The organism is Chryseobacterium sp. G0162 (genome assembly GCF_003815715.1).
Lineage (GTDB): Bacteria > Bacteroidota > Bacteroidia > Flavobacteriales > Weeksellaceae > Chryseobacterium.
Map to the genome: position 1 here is coordinate 2,326,012 of NZ_CP033922.1, position 17,134 is coordinate 2,343,145.

Genomic DNA, 17,134 nt, shown 5'->3' on the forward strand with positions numbered 1-17,134 from the left:
TTTCACTGGCGATTTTATTTATTGCAATTCGATTGGATTTGTATTTTTCTTAGCTTCTTCTTTTACCCTTTCTTCCATTCGTTTTCTCATCTCAGCAGGATCCTGATTACCTCCCCCTTGACCTCTTCCACCACCGCCAATTCGCATTGGAGAAGAAATTCCTCCAGATCCCTGAGTCATAAAAGACATCGGATCTGTTTTAAACTTTTGCTGTTGTTTTATAAAATCACTTCTTTTTACTTTTAAGGTATTTCCAAACTGGTTTAAGGAAGGAAGTTCAGCAATCTTGTAATTCTTCATCAGATCAAAGGAATAATCTCCTTTATCATCCTCAACTTTTACAATCAGTCCCGGAAGTCCGCCAAATTTATAAGGTCCATCTTGATAGGGTAGATCTGTAGTAAACCAGGCAGTCCATTTTCTTCCTGCAAAATCTGCTTCTGCCTTCTGAACCTTATACTCTCCTATTTTTCTGGTTTCTGAGGAAATTTTCCAATTTAAAGGTCTGTCTTCTTCATAAGAATAAATATCCCTTCCTATTCTGTCTTTAAAATAAGTTTTTTGGTTAGCTTTATCTTTTTCTACAGAATAATTGATATTGGACCTCAGACCTTCCATCTGATCCCTGTTAATACTTCCTCTTCCACCGCCGCCTTGAAAGGCTTTCTGCATAATGGAATCTCTTTTAATTCTGTTTTCAGAGTAAAAAACAGATTTATCCTGAGAAATATCAAGATATGCATTTTCAGTTTTTATATCTGCTTTATTTTCAGCATCCGGCTTCATCGTTACCTGATACACAAATCGGTTGGCTTGTGCAGAAACCTGTTGTATAAACAATGCCAGAGCAATAATACTTAATTTTTTCATTTATATTTTTTATTTAATTCAACTCAATCGGGTTTTGGTTCTGCCCTATCCCGTTTTTAAAAGAAAGATCACTCATATTGGCAGTTGACATCGGAAAATCCTGTCCATTATTGCCCATTCCCCGGTGCATTCCTCCGCCTGAATGACCGCCACCTCTCATGCCACCTCCATTCATTCCGCCTCCGTGTCTTCCACCTCCATTAAAATCCGCAGGCTTTTCCCCAGTATTCATATTCCCGGCCATTATTTTACGGTTTTTTCCAAATTCCAATTCTAATGCCGCTTTATCTCCATGAAAATTTACTCTTGTACTTTGCTTCGCCTCTGTACTGATTGATTCCTCAAATGCATTATTAATGGTTACTTTTTGGACCAGATCAAACTTATAATCTCCCTTATCGTCTTCCAGTTTCACAATCAGTCCCGGTAATCCTGAAAACTTATAAGGTCCATCAGAAACAGGAATATCTTTTGTAAACCAGGCAGTCCAGATTCTGCCTCCAAAATTAACCTCCGCTTTTTGCACTGTATATCCGTTTTGTTTTTCTACAATATTGGAAACAGTCCATTTTACAGGTCTGTCTTCCTGATAATAAATTTGTTTCCCGACTACTTTATCATAATAGTACACTTTTTGTTCCGGAACATTCTTAATAATAAAATATTCAAAAAAAGTAGGTTCAGCAGATCTTCTTCCCTCCAGTTTTGAAAAATCTTTTTCTTCTTTTTTATGAGTTTCTTTTACCTGCGATTTAAAAGAAGCCAAAAGAGAATCCCGTATTAATTTATTTTCACTGATAAACAAAGACCTATTGTTTTTAATATCCAGAAAAGTTCTTTCACTTTTCATACTTACCAGATTAATGGAGTCTGGATTCACCAGTGTTGCATATACGTATCTTATGGTTTGTCCATTAGACATTATGGCCGAAAACAATACACAAAAGACCAGCAGTTTTTGTTTCATGATTCATTTTCTTTATAGATAAAAAATAGAATTCAAGGTTAAAATCAAAAAGCAGATCCTTAGGTTTAAAGGAGAAAATTATGGAACTTTAACATAAATCACGAGACATTAAAATTGTCTATGAAGATCAGAATCATTAAAATAGATATCTTCGATTTGAGATTGCGGAAATTAGTTCGTATTTTTGCATCATTAAATCATTCTAAATAAATACAATGATAAAGGTATCAGACTATGCAAAGGAGAAAGCCATCCAGTTAATGACGGAAGATGGTTTTAACCCTGCTGAAGATTATATAAGAGTTGGGGTAAAAAGCGGCGGATGCTCTGGTTTAGAGTATGTTTTAAAGTTTGACAACCAAAAAACAGACACAGATCAGATTTTTGAAGATAATAACATTAAAATTATTATAGACAAAAAATCCATCCTTTATTTAGCAGGAACAACTCTTGAATATTCAGGAGGATTGAACGGAAAAGGGTTTGTTTTCAACAACCCGAACGCATCCAGAACATGTGGATGTGGAGAATCATTTAGTCTTTAGAGAAAAGACATAAGATACTAGGCCTCAAGCAAAATTGAAGCCTAAAATCTGAAATCTAAAAAATTATAATGAGTAAATATACTGAAGACGATTTAAGAGTCGATCTAGAAAATAAAAAATATGAATTCGGTTGGGAAACCAAAATTGATTATGAAGATTTCCCGATTGGTTTAAATGAGGATATCGTCCGTGCCATCTCCGCCAAAAAAGAGGAGCCGGAATGGATGACTGAATGGCGTTTGGAATCTTTCAAAATCTGGTTAAAAATGGTGGAACCTACCTGGGCCAACATCAAATATGAAAAACCTGATTTTCAAGCGATCCGTTACTACGCAGCTCCAAAAGCAAAACCTGAATTGGAAAGCCTTGATCAGGTAGATCCTGAATTATTGAAAACTTTCGAAAAGCTAGGGATTAATATTGAGGAGCAAAAAAGACTTTCAGGAGTTGCTGTAGATATTGTAATAGACTCTGTTTCTGTGAAAACAACATTCCAGGAGACCTTGGCAGAAAAAGGAATTATTTTCTGTTCTATTTCTGAGGCTATTAAAAACCATCCTGATTTAGTAAGAAAATATCTTGGAAAAGTAGTTCCTAGAGGAGATAACTTCTATGCAGCATTGAATTCCGCAGTATTCTCTGACGGAAGTTTCTGCTATATTCCTAAAGGGGTAAAATGTCCAATGGAGCTTTCCACTTACTTCCGTATCAACCAGGCAGGAACAGGACAGTTTGAAAGAACGCTTGTTATTGCTGATGAAGGAAGTTATGTTTCTTATCTTGAAGGATGTACAGCTCCGTCAAGAGATGAAAACCAGCTTCACGCAGCGGTTGTAGAATTGATTGCGTTAGACAATGCTGAAATTAAATATTCAACGGTACAGAACTGGTACCCTGGTAATGAAGAAGGAAAAGGAGGGGTATTCAACTTTGTAACGAAAAGAGGTCTTTGTGAAAGAAATGCAAAAATCTCTTGGACGCAGGTTGAAACAGGTTCTGCTGTAACATGGAAATATCCTTCTTGTATTCTGAAAGGTGACAACTCCATCGGAGAGTTCTACTCTATCGCTGTAACCAACAATCACCAATATGCAGATACAGGAACAAAAATGATCCACATTGGGAAAAATACCAAGTCAACGATCATTTCTAAAGGGATTTCTGCAGGAAAATCTCAAAACTCATACAGAGGACAGGTAAAAGTAATGCCTTCTGCAAAAGGAGCAAGAAACTTCTCTCAGTGTGACTCTTTATTGATGGGTAATGAATGTGGAGCACACACATTCCCTTATATTGAAATTAAAGATCCTACTGCACAGTTGGAACACGAAGCAACCACTTCGAAAATTGGAGAAGATCAGATTTTCTACTGTAACCAGAGAGGTATTGATACAGAAAGAGCGATTGCGTTGATCGTAAACGGATTCAGTAAAGAAGTTTTAAATAAGCTTCCAATGGAATTTGCTATTGAAGCGCAAAAACTACTTGAAATTTCACTAGAAGGATCAGTAGGATAACAAAACATGGTAGCTACAGAAAGATTAATTTTAAGAAAACCTGCAAAAGAAGATTTTGAAAGATTCTTCGAAATTAATCATGACCCTGAAACCAATATTCATAACCCAGGCGGACCGATGAGTTTTGAAAAAGCAGAAAGTACATTTACCAGAATGCTTGATCATTGGGAAAACCATCGTTTTGGAAGCTGGGCAATTGTTGAAAAGGATAATCCTGAAAATATAATTGGTTTTGGCGGACTGAGCTACAGACTCTACGGAGAACAAGAAAAATTGAATTTAGGCTATCGTTTTGCTTCCCAGGCATGGGGGAAAGGATATGCTACAGAATTCACAAAGAAAGCTATAGATTTTGGATTGAATGAAGACAATAAAGAAGAAATATTTGCCATTGTCCGTCCCAGTAATCTAGCTTCTGTTAAAGTTTTGGAAAAGGCAGGTATGATCAAAATCGGGACTCTAAATGATGTTCCTGGTCAACCTGAAAGTTTAGTATATAGAATTCAAAAATAATTTGTTTAAGCAAATAAAATGTTAGAAATTAAAAACCTTCACGCCAAAATTGAAGATGGCGCAGAAATATTAAAAGGGATTAACCTTGAAATAAAACCAGGAGAAGTTCACGCTATTATGGGGCCAAACGGAGCTGGTAAGTCTACCCTTTCTTCTGTAATCGCAGGAAAAGAGGATTACGAAGTGACAGGTGGAGAAATCTTGTTCCAGGGAGAAGATATCATCGAAGATGCTCCGGAAGACAGAGCACACAAAGGAATCTTCCTATCTTTCCAATATCCAGTGGAAATTCCGGGAGTTTCTGTAACGAACTTCATCAAAGCTGCTTTAAACGAAACAAGAAAAGCAAATGGATTGGAAGAAATGCCGGCAAAAGAAATGCTTGCATTAATCCGTGAAAAATCTGAAAAATTAGGCATCAAAAAAGACTTCCTTTCAAGATCATTGAACGAAGGATTCTCCGGAGGGGAGAAGAAAAGAAATGAGATCTTCCAGATGATGATGCTGAACCCTAAATTGGCTATCCTTGATGAAACGGATTCAGGATTAGACATCGATGCATTAAGAATTGTAGCGGATGGGGTAAACCACTTTAAAAATGAAGGAAACGCAGTCCTTTTGATTACTCACTATCAAAGATTGCTTAACTATATTCAACCTGATTTCGTTCACGTTTTAGCTAATGGAAAAATCATCAAAACAGGTGATAAGTCTTTAGCATTAGAGCTTGAAGAAAAAGGGTACGACTGGCTTCTTAACTAAGAAGAAACATTATTTCAGAGATTAAAAACTTTCGCGGTCATTCATAAATGTAGCAAAAAAAGAATCTCTAATATTAAAAATTGGATTTCACTGTTTCTCGGAACAGCAATATTTTTAGTTCAAAATAAAAAGAAAAAATGGTGCAAACCACAGATATACCAGTAATGGCATTAAAAGAACAAATCATCGAAAACCATCATGAGTTTTTGGAGAGTCTTCGTCACAGATTTCTGGATGACAATAGAAAAGCTGCTCTTCAAAAGTTTGAAAACATGGGTTTTCCGACAAAAAAAGACGAAGAATATAAATATACCAATCTAAAGGAGATCACGGAAAAAAGCTACAACTTCTTCCCGAAAGAAAGCCACAATATCACTAAAGAGCAGTTTGATGAATTGCATCTTGGAGAAGAAAATTTTGATTGGATTGTTTTTGTAAACGGTAAACTTCACAAAGAACTTTCAAAAGTTTCTATTGAAAATGTAGAATTTCTGTCATTCAATTATGCATTGAATGATGACAAACATAAAGAGGTATTTGAAAAATATTTCAATACAATTGCTTCCAAAGATTTAGCTTTCACCAACTTAAATCTTGCGTACTGCAAGTATGGTTTCTTCCTGAAGGTGCCTAAAAATGTAGTGATTGAAAAGCCTATTCATGTTTTCTATATTTCTCAAAATCAAGAAGAAAACACATTCTACAATACAAGAAACTTACTAATTGTAGAAGATGGAGCGAAAGTTGAAGTTATTGAAAGTCACCACAATTTTGATGACACTTATGTCTTAACGAACTCTGTGACGGAAATCTTCACTTATCCAAATGCAAAAGCAGACTGGCACAAACTTCAGAACGACAATAATACTTCTTACCTTGTAGATCATACCTTCGCAAAACAGGAGAAAGACAGCTTAACCACTGTGAATACATTCTCTTTTGGAGGAAAATTGGTAAGAAATAACCTCGATTTTATTCATAATGGATCAAATATCAATTCATTCATGAACGGAATCACAATTATCGGAAAAGATCAGTTGGTAGATCATCATACTGCTGTTCACCACAATTTCCCGAACTGTGAAAGTTACCAGAACTACAAAGGAATCTTCGATGGTAATGCCCACGGAGTTTTCAACGGAAAAGTTTTTGTTGATAAAATCGCTCAGAAAACCAATGCTTATCAACAGAATAATAACGTATTGCTAAGCGAGGGAGCAAGTATTGATACCAAACCTCAATTGGAGATCTTTGCGGATGATGTAAAATGTTCTCACGGATGTACAGTAGGTCAGCTTAATGAAGATGCCCTATTTTATCTGAGAGCGAGAGGAATCTCTAAAAAAGAAGCACAGGCACTACTTTTATATGCCTTTGCCAATGATGCCATGCAAAATATCGATATTGAACCTCTAAAAGAGAAAATTTCAAAGCTTTTAGCTGAGAAATTGGAAGTAGATATAGAATTTTAATTCTTATATAATTGACAATAAAAAAGCACTTCTTACGAAGTGCTTTTTATATTTATACCCTTTTGGGCTATTTCTTTAACCAGCTTTGGTTATCCTTATTTTCTGAGCGTTTCTTTCCGTTATCAAAATTATAAGCTAAACCTACTCCTAACGTTTGTTTCAACTGGGTTTTCCATATCTGGTTATGGTCATACAACAGATCCAGTGTCACATTCGTAGAGATATATTTATTGATCTTCATACTTAAAATTCCGCTATATCCAAGCACTAACCTTTCCGGGTGGTCCAGGTAGTTTGAAAATACGGAAGCTGTGTTAAGCAAAGTGATGTTCTCCATAATTTTCAGCTTATACATGGCTGTTCCCAAGAAACCGAACTGGAAAAGAGAAGAATCACCATCATTTTTAAGTCCATAAGTTCCTGCTTTTTGAAGATCTTTATCCAAAACAAAGGTCCATCTGGCATTTGCAGGACGTAGTGTCACGGTAAGATTATCATCCGGACGATAAGTAACCCCTGCCCCAACGCTCAAGTAACCAGGTGCCATAAAGTTTGAAATTTTCTTTGCATCAGGATTGTTACCATCTTCATAACCTGGAGCAAATTGGGTCTGAATACCCATACCTCCGGAAATATACCAATGTTTGGCAAACTCTCTACCATAGTTTGTAGATAAGTTAATAACATCCTGAGTTTTTCTTACTCCGGTACCTTGTGTGTTGTTTTGTCCGTAACCAAGAATAATGATGTTTTCCCAAAGGTCTTTGCCTTTTTCATAAGTAAGATTGTAATTGACACCGGCAAGCCATCCTACGTTGTTGGCTCCACCACCTACCCAGTTTGAAAAGGCAGCCTGGTTAAGCATTAAAGTATTTTGTCCCTGAATAGACCAGGCCTTAACAGTGTCTGCTGCAGGAGCATCGGTTTTTGTTTCCTGAGCCATGGCCATAGCTCCAAAAGAAACGGAAGCGATCAATAAAACTTTTTTCATAATTAACGATTTCCTACAAATGTATAAATAATAATTTACGCCAAGATAAAACTCACATTAAAATGAATTGCTCTTAATTAAAAACACGGTGATAACAAAATGAAAATAAACCACTTAAATAATCATCCCACACACAGCAAACTTAAAACAACTTAAAATCTTAACATTTAAACAAGAAAAAAGCACCTCGTTGCTGAAGTGCTTTTATGATTGAATTCTGATTGTTGATTTATTTTTTAATCCACCATTGGCTGTCTTTACGATCAGAACGTTTTACCCCATTATCCAATGTATAGGCAAATCCAATTCCCAGCGTCTGCTTTAACTGTGTTTTTTCAATCTGATTATGGTCATACAGTAAATCTAATGAGATATTGGATGAGATATATTTGTTAACTTTTAGATTCAGAAGCGCTCCATAAGCCAACACCAGTCTATCCGGTCGATCCAGGTAATTGGAAAAGATTGAAGCTGTATTTGTTAAATGAACATCTTCCATGATTTTCAGCTTATACATTGCTGTTCCCAGGAAACCGAACTGGAAAAGAGAAGAATCACCGTCACTTTTCAAACCATAACTGCCTGCAAACTGAAGTTCTTTATCCAAGACAAACGTCCATCTGGCGTTGGTAGGACGTAGAGTGACCGTAAGATTGTCATTAGGCCTGTAAGTGATACCCATCCCGAGGTTCATATAGCCCGGAGCCATAAAGTTTGAAATTTTCTTTGCTTCCGGATTATTTCCATCCTCATATCCCGGAGCAAATTGAGACTGAAAGCCTGCTCCTAAAGAAAAGTACCAACTCTTGGAAAACTTTCGCCCGTAGTTTGTAGAAACGTTGATGACGTCTTGGGTTTTTCTTATTCCCAGCCCTTTAGTATCATTCTGTCCATATCCTAGGACAATAATATTTTCCCAAAGATCATTGTCTTTTTCATAGGTAATATTATAATTAGCACCAGCCAACCAACCAACGTTATTGGCTCCTCCTCCTACCCAATTTGAAAAGGCTGCCTGATTAATCATTACAGTGTTTTTTCCTAATACTGACCAGTATTTTACTGTATCTACCTTCACGGAATCTTTTTTCAACTCTTCTTGTGCACTTGCATAAACCCCCATAAATATGGAAAGAATCAATAAAAACTTCTTCATTACTCTAATAATTTCAATGCAAAAGTATTAATATAATTTTTTTTAAAGGTAAATTTAGCCTTAAACAATATACTTTTTCTAATTTTCAACCCATTGACAACAAAATACTTCAATGAAACAAATGCCAAAATAAAAGGTTTAAAAGGTAAATTTAATACCTTTTGTCTTAAAATCAGGGAAGTATAAATAATTTCATCGACAAATTTTCCGAAATTTATCATTGGCTTTTGATTTGACATACAATCTCCATGTTTAAAAATGTAATTTCCAAAAAAGCGATTATATACCCTTTGCTGATGCTCTCTGCAATGTGGTTCGGATATTTTTTACAAATGCATGGCTTTTTTGGAAGTTGCTTCGGAGCCATTATTCCATTGGTACCGGAAGGGCTGCTGGGAATCCTAACCTCTCCTCTATTACATGGAAATATAGACCATATTATTGGAAACTCTATCCCCATAGCAGCATTGATGTTTCTGTTGTATCAATTCTATCCCCTAGTGGCCAATAAAGTATTCTTTATCGGATGGATTGCAACAGGACTTTTGGTATGGCTGCTCCCTCCTATTGACATCATGACTGGTGAATATATGTATACCTGTACCATCGGAGCCAGTGGTGTAGTATATGTATTAGCCTTTTTCCTCTTCTTCAGTGGGGTTTTTAAATGGAATATGAAATTTCTGACTATTTCCTTACTGGTTGTTTTATATTATGGAAGTTTAGTATGGGGAATGCTTCCCGAGGAACTGTTCTATAATATGCAGGAACCTAGTAAAATATCATGGCAGGCTCACCTTTCCGGAGCGATTGTAGGAAGTATCATCGCTTTTGCTTTTAAAAATGTAGGGGAGAAAAAGAAAAAATTCATCTGGGAATATCCTAATTATTACAGTGAAAAAGATGATAAACTTTGGCAGGAATATAAAGAAAACCACCCGGAAGATTTCATGGAACTCCCGTATAAAAAAAGAGATGATATATGGGATCATTTGGATGAATTAAGAGGAAAATAAAACTTATTTCATTACATTTGATAAAAAACACACATGATCTCCGAAGAATATTTATATGCCATCGCCTTGCGCGAAAGCAGTCAGATTGGCGACATCAATTTCCATAAACTTGTAAAAACCTTTGGTAGTGCAGAAAATGCATGGAAAAAAGCAAAAAGAGAATACAAAAAGCTTGAAGGTATAGGACAAAAAACAGTTGCTGATATTGGGAATGAAACCCATCTGAAATTTGCAGAAAAAGAACTGTTATTTTGCGAAAAAAATAGTATCCAGGTCAGATTAAGGCATCTGGATGAAGCTCCCTCCCTTCTTAATGAATGCATAGACGCTCCTGCTATTCTCTACCAAAAAGGAAACATTGATGAATCCCTTCAAAAGATTAGCTTGGTCGGAACCCGCAATATGACTTCTTATGGAAAACAGTTTATCATAGATTTTTTTGAAGCCACCCAATCTTCAAAATATGTTTCTGTGAGTGGTCTTGCTTTAGGAGTAGACAAAGAGGTTCATGAGCAGTCTATCTGTAGTCAGAAACCAACCATCGCAGTTCTTGCCCATGGTTTTGAGTTTTTATATCCTGCCAAAAACAGAAAACTTTCAGAAAAAATTCTCCAGGAAGGGGGTGTTTTATTAACAGAATTTTGTTCGGCAAGAAAGCCGGACCGTGAAAACTTTATTCAGAGGAACAGAATTGTGGCAGGACTTTCTCCTGCAACCATTGTAGTTGAAACGGGATTTGGTGGCGGATCTGTAAGTACAGCAACTTTCGCCAATGATTATAACAGAGAGGTCTTTGCTCTTCCGGGAAAGATTACCGATGTTCATAGCCAAGGCTGTAATCAATTGATTTTACACAATAAAGCCACTGCTATTTCTACCCTCAAAGATCTTATCAGTATGCTTGGCCTCCATAATCCAAAAGAAAAAATTGCTGAGCTTTTTCCTTATAGCGAAACAACAATACAATTAACTGACAATCAGAAAAATGTCTATCAATTTATTAAACAAAATCCACAGATTTCTCTGGACGATCTTGCACAGGAAATTGACCTTTCTTCGCATAAAATCTTACCGATTATTTTGGAATTAGAACTTTTAGGGAAAGTAAAATCATTTTCCGGGAGGCAATTTATAGCAAATTAAGAATTAACGATTTCTTAATACTGCATTATTTCACACATAACATTTCATTTTTAATAAATTTTAATCATAAATTATTAATTTAATAATATTTCCAAACATTATTATTTAATTTTTAACAATCTTAAAATAGAGTGTTGTGAATCTTGAAAAAAAAATTAAATTTGTTGACAATAATATTCAACCTTAATATATGGAACAATATAATATTGACCAGAAAATCCAAGAGTTTATTGCAAAAATTGAAGCAAAAAATCCTAACGAACCGGAATTCTTACAGGCTGTAAAAGAAGTTGCCGTAACTGTAATTCCATTCATTGCTACGAGAAAAGAATATACCGGAATGAAGCTGCTTGAAAGAATGGCTGAAGCTGAAAGAATTATTATCTTCAGAGTTCCATGGGTTGACGATAAAGGAGAAATTCAGGTTAACAGAGGTTTCAGAATCCAAATGAACTCTGCTATTGGACCATACAAAGGAGGAATCCGTTTCCACCCTACTGTAAACTTATCAGTTCTTAAATTCTTAGCTTTCGAACAAGTGTTTAAAAACTCTTTAACGACTCTTCCAATGGGTGGAGGTAAAGGAGGTTCAGATTTTGATCCACAAGGAAAATCTGATATGGAAGTGATGCGTTTCTGCCAGGCTTTCATGACGGAATTATGTAAGCACATTGGTCCTGAAACAGATGTACCTGCAGGAGATATTGGTGTAGGAGCAAGAGAAATCGGTTACTTATTCGGACAATACAAGAAAATCAGAAACGAATTTACCGGAGTTCTTACAGGAAAAGGTCTTGCTTACGGAGGTTCATTAATCCGTCCTGAAGCTACAGGATACGGAGTGGTATACTTCGCTGAGCAAATGCTTAAAACGATCGGACAGAATTTCCAAGGAAAAATAGTAACTGTTTCAGGTTTCGGAAACGTAGCTTGGGGAGTTATCAAAAAAGCAACTGAGCTTGGAGCAAAAGTTGTAACACTTTCTGGTCCTGATGGATATATCTATGATAAAGATGGTATCAGCGGAGAAAAAATTGACTATTTATTAGAACTTAGAGCTTCTGGAAACAACAGAGCTGAGGACTATGCTAAAAAATATCCATCTGCTGAATTCCACGCTGGAAAACGTCCTTGGGAAGTGAAGTGTGACGTAGCATTCCCTTCTGCAACTCAAAACGAATTAGATTTAGATGATGCAAGAAAATTAGTTGAAAACGGATGTCTTTGTGTAACTGAAGCGGCTAACATGCCTTCTACACTTGACGCAATCAACTATTTCTTAGACAATAAAGTATTATTCTCTCCTGGTAAAGCTTCCAACGCTGGAGGTGTTGCTACATCAGGATTAGAAATGACTCAGAACTCTATCCGTCTTAACTGGACTTCTGAAGAAGTTGACGCAAGATTAAAGGAAATCATGATCGGTATCCACAAAGCTTGTAGAGACTACGGAAAAGACGAAGACGGTTATGTAAACTACGTAAAAGGTGCCAATATTGCCGGCTTCGTAAAAGTAGCAGAAGCAATGTTAGCTCAAGGAGTTGTGTAGCATAAAAAGATAAAGGTTGGGAAAAACTCCCGACCTTTTTTGATATAGCCTGTTCCCGGGATAATGGGAAAAAAGTAAAAAGTGAAAGGAGAAAGCGCTGCTATATGCAGCGCTTTTTTTATTTTTATAAGTATGAAAAGCACCTTTAAAAATATTGATGATTACATCCTCTTTTTTCCTATTAATGTTCAGGAGAAACTTCTTGAACTGAGAAAGTCCATTCATTCAGAGGTTTCCGATCTTGAAGAATATATTGGCTATCAGATGCCAGCTTTTAAATATAAAGGAAAACCTTTAGTTTATTTTGCAGGATATAAAAAACACATCGGGTTCTATCCCGGTGCTGAAGGAATCAAAAATTTTGAAAAAGATTTTGAAGAAATGAATTACAAGTTCTCTAAAGGAGCAGTACAGTTTCCGATAGATGAAGATACCCCACGGGATCTGATTAACCGGATTGTAGCATTCAAAATCAGAGAAATTGATCAAAAAAAATCCTGAAATACAAGATTCCAGGATTCAGACTAGTGTTTGCTAAAATACTATCACTTTTTCTTTTTAGATTTCTTTTCTTCTTTTGTTGCTTCCGCAGGCTTTGTAGCTTCCATCGTAGTTCCTGTACTAACAGTGGCTTCAGCGACAGGTGTTGCTGTTGAAGCTTCCGTTGTAGTGGTACTTTGATTCTTCCCATTAGTAGTGGTAGAACTCCAATCTGTTTTGGTTTCCGATGTCTGTGGTTGAGTTTGCGTTGTTGTTTGGGTATTAGTCGTGCTTTCAGCTGGCTTCTGAGTTTGTGTTTGAGCCGATACTGCGGTGACTCCGACTAATGCAAATGCTGCCGTTAAAAATAACTTTTTCATAATGTAATATTTAAATGATTGTTTAAACTAAACGAGACATCATTTATAAAAATTATATGTAAGTTACTTATTTAACGTACTTTATCATTTTTTAAGAAGAATTTACAAAAATATTTCAGTTGAAATTTTAAGGAAAACCGAAGCTGGATATGAAAATATGTCTTAGTTATAGGAGGCTTTTTTTCTTCATCCTTGACAAGGTTTAAAATCTTAACAAAGATTCCCGTTCTCCCTTCAAAATCACTTCGTTATATTCTTCATCATCTTTTCTACAAACTCAAAAGCGGCAGGACAAATCACTGTATTTTTCAGCATCAGATTATTGATCTGGTAGATCTTTTTACGGTCAGTATGAGGATATTCTCTGCAGGCTTTTGGTCTTACTTCATAGATGGAACAAGTATTGTCACCATTCAGAAAAAAGCACGGAAGGTTCTGTAACACCTTATCATTATCTTCGTCCACTCTCAGGAATTTAGCTTCAAAATCAGCTGATTTCATACGGAGGTGTTTGGCAATACGCTCAATATCCTTCTCAGTATATAACGGGCCTGTGGTTTTACAGCAATTGGCACACTGTAAACAATCTATTTCGTCAAAAACTTCATCATGGGTTTCCTGTACGATATAATCAAGATTTTTGGGCGGCTTTTTCTTTAATCCGTCCAGAAATTTTTTATGTTCTTTCTGCTTTTGTAAAGCTTGCTTTTTATAAAAATCTAAATTCATTTATTCTTTATTTCCTACCTGCACCGGGAGATCAGCTCTTTGATATTCATTGATCTTATCCAGATCTAAAATGGTAGCAAGATTCTTTTTATCAGGATAATACATAGGAACAAATTTCGCCCCGTATACAATCTCACCCGTCACATACGAAGATCGCTGAACAACAGTATTTGAAAACACTTCATCAAATGCCCGTACCTGAACAATGATCTCGATATCTGTGCTTTTAAAATCGTCCTCAGAGAAACCGAAAAACGGTGAACTTTCATTTATTTTATGAACAACCGTCCAATTCAGAGCCAGCGTATTGATTTTACTTAAATGTGTTTCCAACCTGTAAAAATTACTTTTAGGAACATCGTTCTCAATCACTTCGATAGCTGTAGACACAATCACATCAGCATCTGTCAGTGCATTGTTTTTATAAGGAGCTAATCTGAACATGAGAGCCGTACTTTCTTCAAAAGGTGCAATTACTGCAATATCTGAGAACCTTAAATAAGCTCTCGGCCTTGAAAATCTCCCATAGAAGAGTCCCGTTGCAATGGCAAAGGTAAGCAATCCCAGAAAAGCTTCAAAAGTGGCCACTAAACTCGCCAAAAAACCAACAGGAGCAATTCTTCCATATCCTACAGTAGTAAAGGTCTGTGAACTGAAAAAGAAAACGTCAATAAACTCATTCAATGGGTCACTTTTATCTATTCCTGTAAGATGCTCTACTCCAATCAGGTAATATATCATGGCAAATATGAGGTTAATCACAATATATGCTACGACGAGATACGAAATAAAACGAAATGAGGACAAATTCAGCATGGTATGATACCAACTAAGACTGTTGAAAACATTCACCCCTGTTCTCTTCACATTCGGGAGACCATCTTTATTGATGAATCTTCCTGAGGCATTGCTTCCGAAACCACTATTCTCAGTGTTTTTCTGGCGGATCTTTTTTCTGAATCCTCTTGTCATCTTATATTATTTGTTTTTCAATAACTTAATTACTTATCATTCACCTTATCGCGTTTCCGGATACAAAGATAAAATATTGTTTTCATGAATTTTATCAATTGAAACCTTTACTCATTCAATTTGATTTTACAGTAAATTTGGAATATGAAAAAGCTTGAATCAAGAGAAGATATTGAACATCTGGTGAACGCATTTTATGCCAAAGTAATAAAGGATGAAACCATTAGTTTCTTCTTCAATGATATTGCTAAAGTTGACTGGGATAAACACCTTCCAAAAATGTATTCGTTTTGGGAATCTATTCTTTTTGGACAGATGACCTACAAAGGAAATCCGATGGGCGTCCATTTTCCGATTAATGAAATACAGGCTATGGAGCAAAAGCACTTCGACAAATGGCTTGAGCTATGGAGAACAACTATTGAAGAGAACTTCGTAGGTGAAAACGCTGATATGGCGATATACAAATCCGAGAATATTGCCAAACTGATGGCTTTTAAAATGGAATTGGCGAGAAGACTTTAGTAAGTTCCGGGCTTTTCGGAGTTCGGGTTCCGGGAGATGAAATTCATACTACGAGGCAGCTCTCTTTAAGGAACAATTACCGTAAAGATATAGGCAGCCAGATTCACTAATAGTACAGTTCCATACAGGATATTTGTTTTTCCCCGGCTTAATGAAAGCATTACGATAAATACCGATAAAGAAAGTAAAATAATATCTTTTTTATCCAATCCCAGAACTAACGGAATATCATAGGTAATACACACTACAGAAACTGCAGGAATCGTCAATCCGATACTTGCCAGCGCTGAACCTAGTGCAAGATTTAAACTGGATTGGATTTGATTGGCTCTCGCGGCACGTATTGCTGCAACACCTTCGGGAAGAAGAACAACAGCAGCAATGATTACTCCTACTAAAGATTTAGGAGCCCCTACACTCTGTACCATTCCTTCAATGGTATCAGATAGACCTTTAGCCATCAAAACAACGATAACCAGACAAACGACTAAAAAGCCAAAACTGATCAGTGTTTTAGTTAATGTAGGAATATAATGTTCTTCAGGATGTTCATCGGGAACAATAAAATAGCTTCTGTGTCTCACGGTCTGTACCATCAGGAAAACACCATAGATGATCAGACAGGCAATCGATACAAAAATAAGCTGTGCCTGGTTGTAAAACGGTCCGTTAACGCTTGATGTAAAGTTAGGAAGAACCAGGGTAAGAATAAGAATTGAAACCGTACTCACCAAATAGGTTGTAGCGGAAGTTCTGGCAAAAAACTGTTCATGATATTTAACACCACCCACCAATATACAGATTCCCAAAATACCATTAAGAATAAGCATAACAGCAGCAAAAACGGTATCTCTGGCCAGCGTGATCGCCTGATCCCCGCCGGCAATCATCAGTGAGATGATTAGCGCTACTTCAATAATCGTAATACAAAGGGCAAGGATAATTGTTCCAAAGGGTTCTCCTACTTTATGAGCCACCATTTCTGCATGATGTACTGCAGATAAAACACTTCCAATAAGTAAAATACCGGCAATAACATCATAAATAACACCACTTCCCATTAGTCCGGAAAAGTAGTAACCTACCGCAAGGACAGGAAAAATATAAGTGTAGTGTAAAAATTCTTTTGGTCTCATAAAGTGACTACAAAATACAAAAAATCTATAATATTTTAAATATCAAAAGAAAATATTAATAATATTTTAATGAGGCCAGAAGTTAAAGTCCTGATAATCCGTCAACATATGAAATAATAATCCAATTCCTATAATTCTGACATTTCCTCTAAAAAATAACATCAAAAAATACACCGCAATGGCATAATAGGAATGTAAAAAGTGAAAACCTATACTTTCCCGTGACGGATCAAAAATGGGATTGGCAAAAAGGTGGTCCAGATCTACCAGCATGGTCGCCAATAAAATAAGATATACCTTCTTCCAGTTTTTAGGATAAAAGACCAGTGCTATAAAGACTGGAAATACAAAATGTAAAAAATAATGTGTACAGGTTTTGAGCAAAGCAATTTCTGACGGAGCCATTAATGG

20 protein-coding genes are annotated in these 17,134 nt (G+C 36.1%); 10 read left to right on the top strand and 10 right to left on the bottom strand.

Annotated features, from left to right (window positions below):
• Positions 1–18 precede the first annotated feature (18 nt).
• Both EG344_RS10615 and EG344_RS10620 read right to left on the bottom strand, forming a co-directional pair.
• A complete protein-coding gene (locus EG344_RS10615) occupies positions 19–870 on the bottom strand; it encodes a GLPGLI family protein (RefSeq protein WP_123909404.1) in 852 nt (283 codons plus the stop codon).
• A 13-nt stretch (positions 871–883) separates the two neighbouring features.
• Complete coding sequence (locus EG344_RS10620; protein ID WP_123909405.1) at positions 884–1,837, bottom strand: GLPGLI family protein; 954 nt, start codon at positions 1,835–1,837, stop codon at positions 884–886.
• Positions 1,838–2,052: 215 nt separating this feature from the next.
• Here EG344_RS10620 and EG344_RS10625 point away from each other — a divergent pair, with 215 nt between their 5' ends.
• The 5 genes from EG344_RS10625 to sufD all read left to right on the top strand — a co-directional run bounded on the left by EG344_RS10625 (position 2,053) and on the right by sufD (position 6,646).
• On the top strand, positions 2,053–2,382 hold the full coding sequence (locus EG344_RS10625) for a HesB/IscA family protein (protein WP_027372006.1): 330 nt from the start codon (positions 2,053–2,055) through the stop codon (positions 2,380–2,382).
• Between the two features lie 68 nt (positions 2,383–2,450).
• The gene (sufB, locus tag EG344_RS10630; RefSeq protein ID WP_123909406.1) at positions 2,451–3,899 is read left to right on the top strand and encodes a Fe-S cluster assembly protein SufB; all 1,449 of its coding nucleotides are present in this window, start codon (positions 2,451–2,453) and stop codon (positions 3,897–3,899) included.
• Between the two features lie 6 nt (positions 3,900–3,905).
• A complete protein-coding gene (locus tag EG344_RS10635) occupies positions 3,906–4,412 on the top strand; it encodes a GNAT family N-acetyltransferase (protein ID WP_123909407.1) in 507 nt (168 codons plus the stop codon).
• Positions 4,413–4,430: 18 nt separating this feature from the next.
• Complete coding sequence (gene sufC / locus EG344_RS10640) at positions 4,431–5,174, top strand: Fe-S cluster assembly ATPase SufC (RefSeq protein WP_123909408.1); 744 nt, start codon at positions 4,431–4,433, stop codon at positions 5,172–5,174.
• Positions 5,175–5,338: 164 nt separating this feature from the next.
• The gene (gene sufD / locus EG344_RS10645) at positions 5,339–6,646 is read left to right on the top strand and encodes a Fe-S cluster assembly protein SufD (RefSeq protein WP_123911800.1); all 1,308 of its coding nucleotides are present in this window, start codon (positions 5,339–5,341) and stop codon (positions 6,644–6,646) included.
• Positions 6,647–6,713: 67 nt separating this feature from the next.
• Here sufD and EG344_RS10650 read toward each other — a convergent pair whose 3' ends face one another.
• From EG344_RS10650 to EG344_RS10660, 3 genes are all read right to left on the bottom strand, one after another.
• Positions 6,714–7,637 (bottom strand): DUF3078 domain-containing protein, encoded by a 924-nt coding sequence (locus tag EG344_RS10650; protein ID WP_123909409.1) that lies wholly within the window; start codon positions 7,635–7,637, stop codon positions 6,714–6,716.
• 229 nt (positions 7,638–7,866) lie between these two features.
• Positions 7,867–8,793 (bottom strand): DUF3078 domain-containing protein, encoded by a 927-nt coding sequence (locus tag EG344_RS10655; protein WP_123909410.1) that lies wholly within the window; start codon positions 8,791–8,793, stop codon positions 7,867–7,869.
• Positions 8,793–9,032, bottom strand: coding sequence for a hypothetical protein (locus tag EG344_RS10660; protein ID WP_123909411.1), 240 nt, complete (start codon positions 9,030–9,032; stop codon positions 8,793–8,795). Before EG344_RS10660 ends, EG344_RS10655 begins: the two co-directional genes overlap by 1 nt.
• A gap of 9 nt (positions 9,033–9,041) precedes the next feature.
• On the opposite strand from EG344_RS10660, the gene EG344_RS10665 reads away from it, so the two are divergent.
• From EG344_RS10665 to EG344_RS10680, 4 genes are all read left to right on the top strand, one after another.
• A complete protein-coding gene (locus EG344_RS10665; RefSeq protein ID WP_123909412.1) occupies positions 9,042–9,809 on the top strand; it encodes a rhomboid family intramembrane serine protease in 768 nt (255 codons plus the stop codon).
• 33 nt (positions 9,810–9,842) lie between these two features.
• A complete protein-coding gene (gene dprA / locus EG344_RS10670) occupies positions 9,843–10,952 on the top strand; it encodes a DNA-processing protein DprA (protein ID WP_123909413.1) in 1,110 nt (369 codons plus the stop codon).
• A 190-nt stretch (positions 10,953–11,142) separates the two neighbouring features.
• On the top strand, positions 11,143–12,501 hold the full coding sequence (gdhA, locus tag EG344_RS10675) for an NADP-specific glutamate dehydrogenase (protein ID WP_123909414.1): 1,359 nt from the start codon (positions 11,143–11,145) through the stop codon (positions 12,499–12,501).
• Between the two features lie 132 nt (positions 12,502–12,633).
• Positions 12,634–13,002, top strand: coding sequence for an iron chaperone (locus tag EG344_RS10680; RefSeq protein WP_123909415.1), 369 nt, complete (start codon positions 12,634–12,636; stop codon positions 13,000–13,002).
• A gap of 44 nt (positions 13,003–13,046) precedes the next feature.
• Here the strand turns inward: EG344_RS10680 and EG344_RS10685 are convergent, their stop codons facing one another.
• The 3 genes from EG344_RS10685 to EG344_RS10695 all read right to left on the bottom strand — a co-directional run bounded on the left by EG344_RS10685 (position 13,047) and on the right by EG344_RS10695 (position 15,062).
• A complete protein-coding gene (locus EG344_RS10685; protein ID WP_123909416.1) occupies positions 13,047–13,361 on the bottom strand; it encodes a hypothetical protein in 315 nt (104 codons plus the stop codon).
• Between the two features lie 240 nt (positions 13,362–13,601).
• Positions 13,602–14,090, bottom strand: coding sequence for a YkgJ family cysteine cluster protein (locus EG344_RS10690; RefSeq protein ID WP_123909417.1), 489 nt, complete (start codon positions 14,088–14,090; stop codon positions 13,602–13,604).
• Positions 14,091–15,062, bottom strand: a complete 972-nt coding sequence (locus EG344_RS10695; protein ID WP_123909418.1) for an ion channel — start codon at positions 15,060–15,062, stop codon at positions 14,091–14,093.
• 144 nt (positions 15,063–15,206) lie between these two features.
• Here EG344_RS10695 and EG344_RS10700 point away from each other — a divergent pair, with 144 nt between their 5' ends.
• The gene (locus EG344_RS10700) at positions 15,207–15,587 is read left to right on the top strand and encodes a group III truncated hemoglobin (RefSeq protein ID WP_123909419.1); all 381 of its coding nucleotides are present in this window, start codon (positions 15,207–15,209) and stop codon (positions 15,585–15,587) included.
• 65 nt (positions 15,588–15,652) lie between these two features.
• On the opposite strand, the gene EG344_RS10705 is transcribed toward EG344_RS10700, so the two are convergent.
• A complete protein-coding gene (locus EG344_RS10705; RefSeq protein ID WP_123909420.1) occupies positions 15,653–16,723 on the bottom strand; it encodes a calcium:proton antiporter in 1,071 nt (356 codons plus the stop codon).
• 66 nt (positions 16,724–16,789) lie between these two features.
• A complete protein-coding gene (locus EG344_RS10710) occupies positions 16,790–17,128 on the bottom strand; it encodes a DUF6122 family protein (RefSeq protein ID WP_185145603.1) in 339 nt (112 codons plus the stop codon).
• Positions 17,129–17,134: the final 6 nt, after the last annotated feature.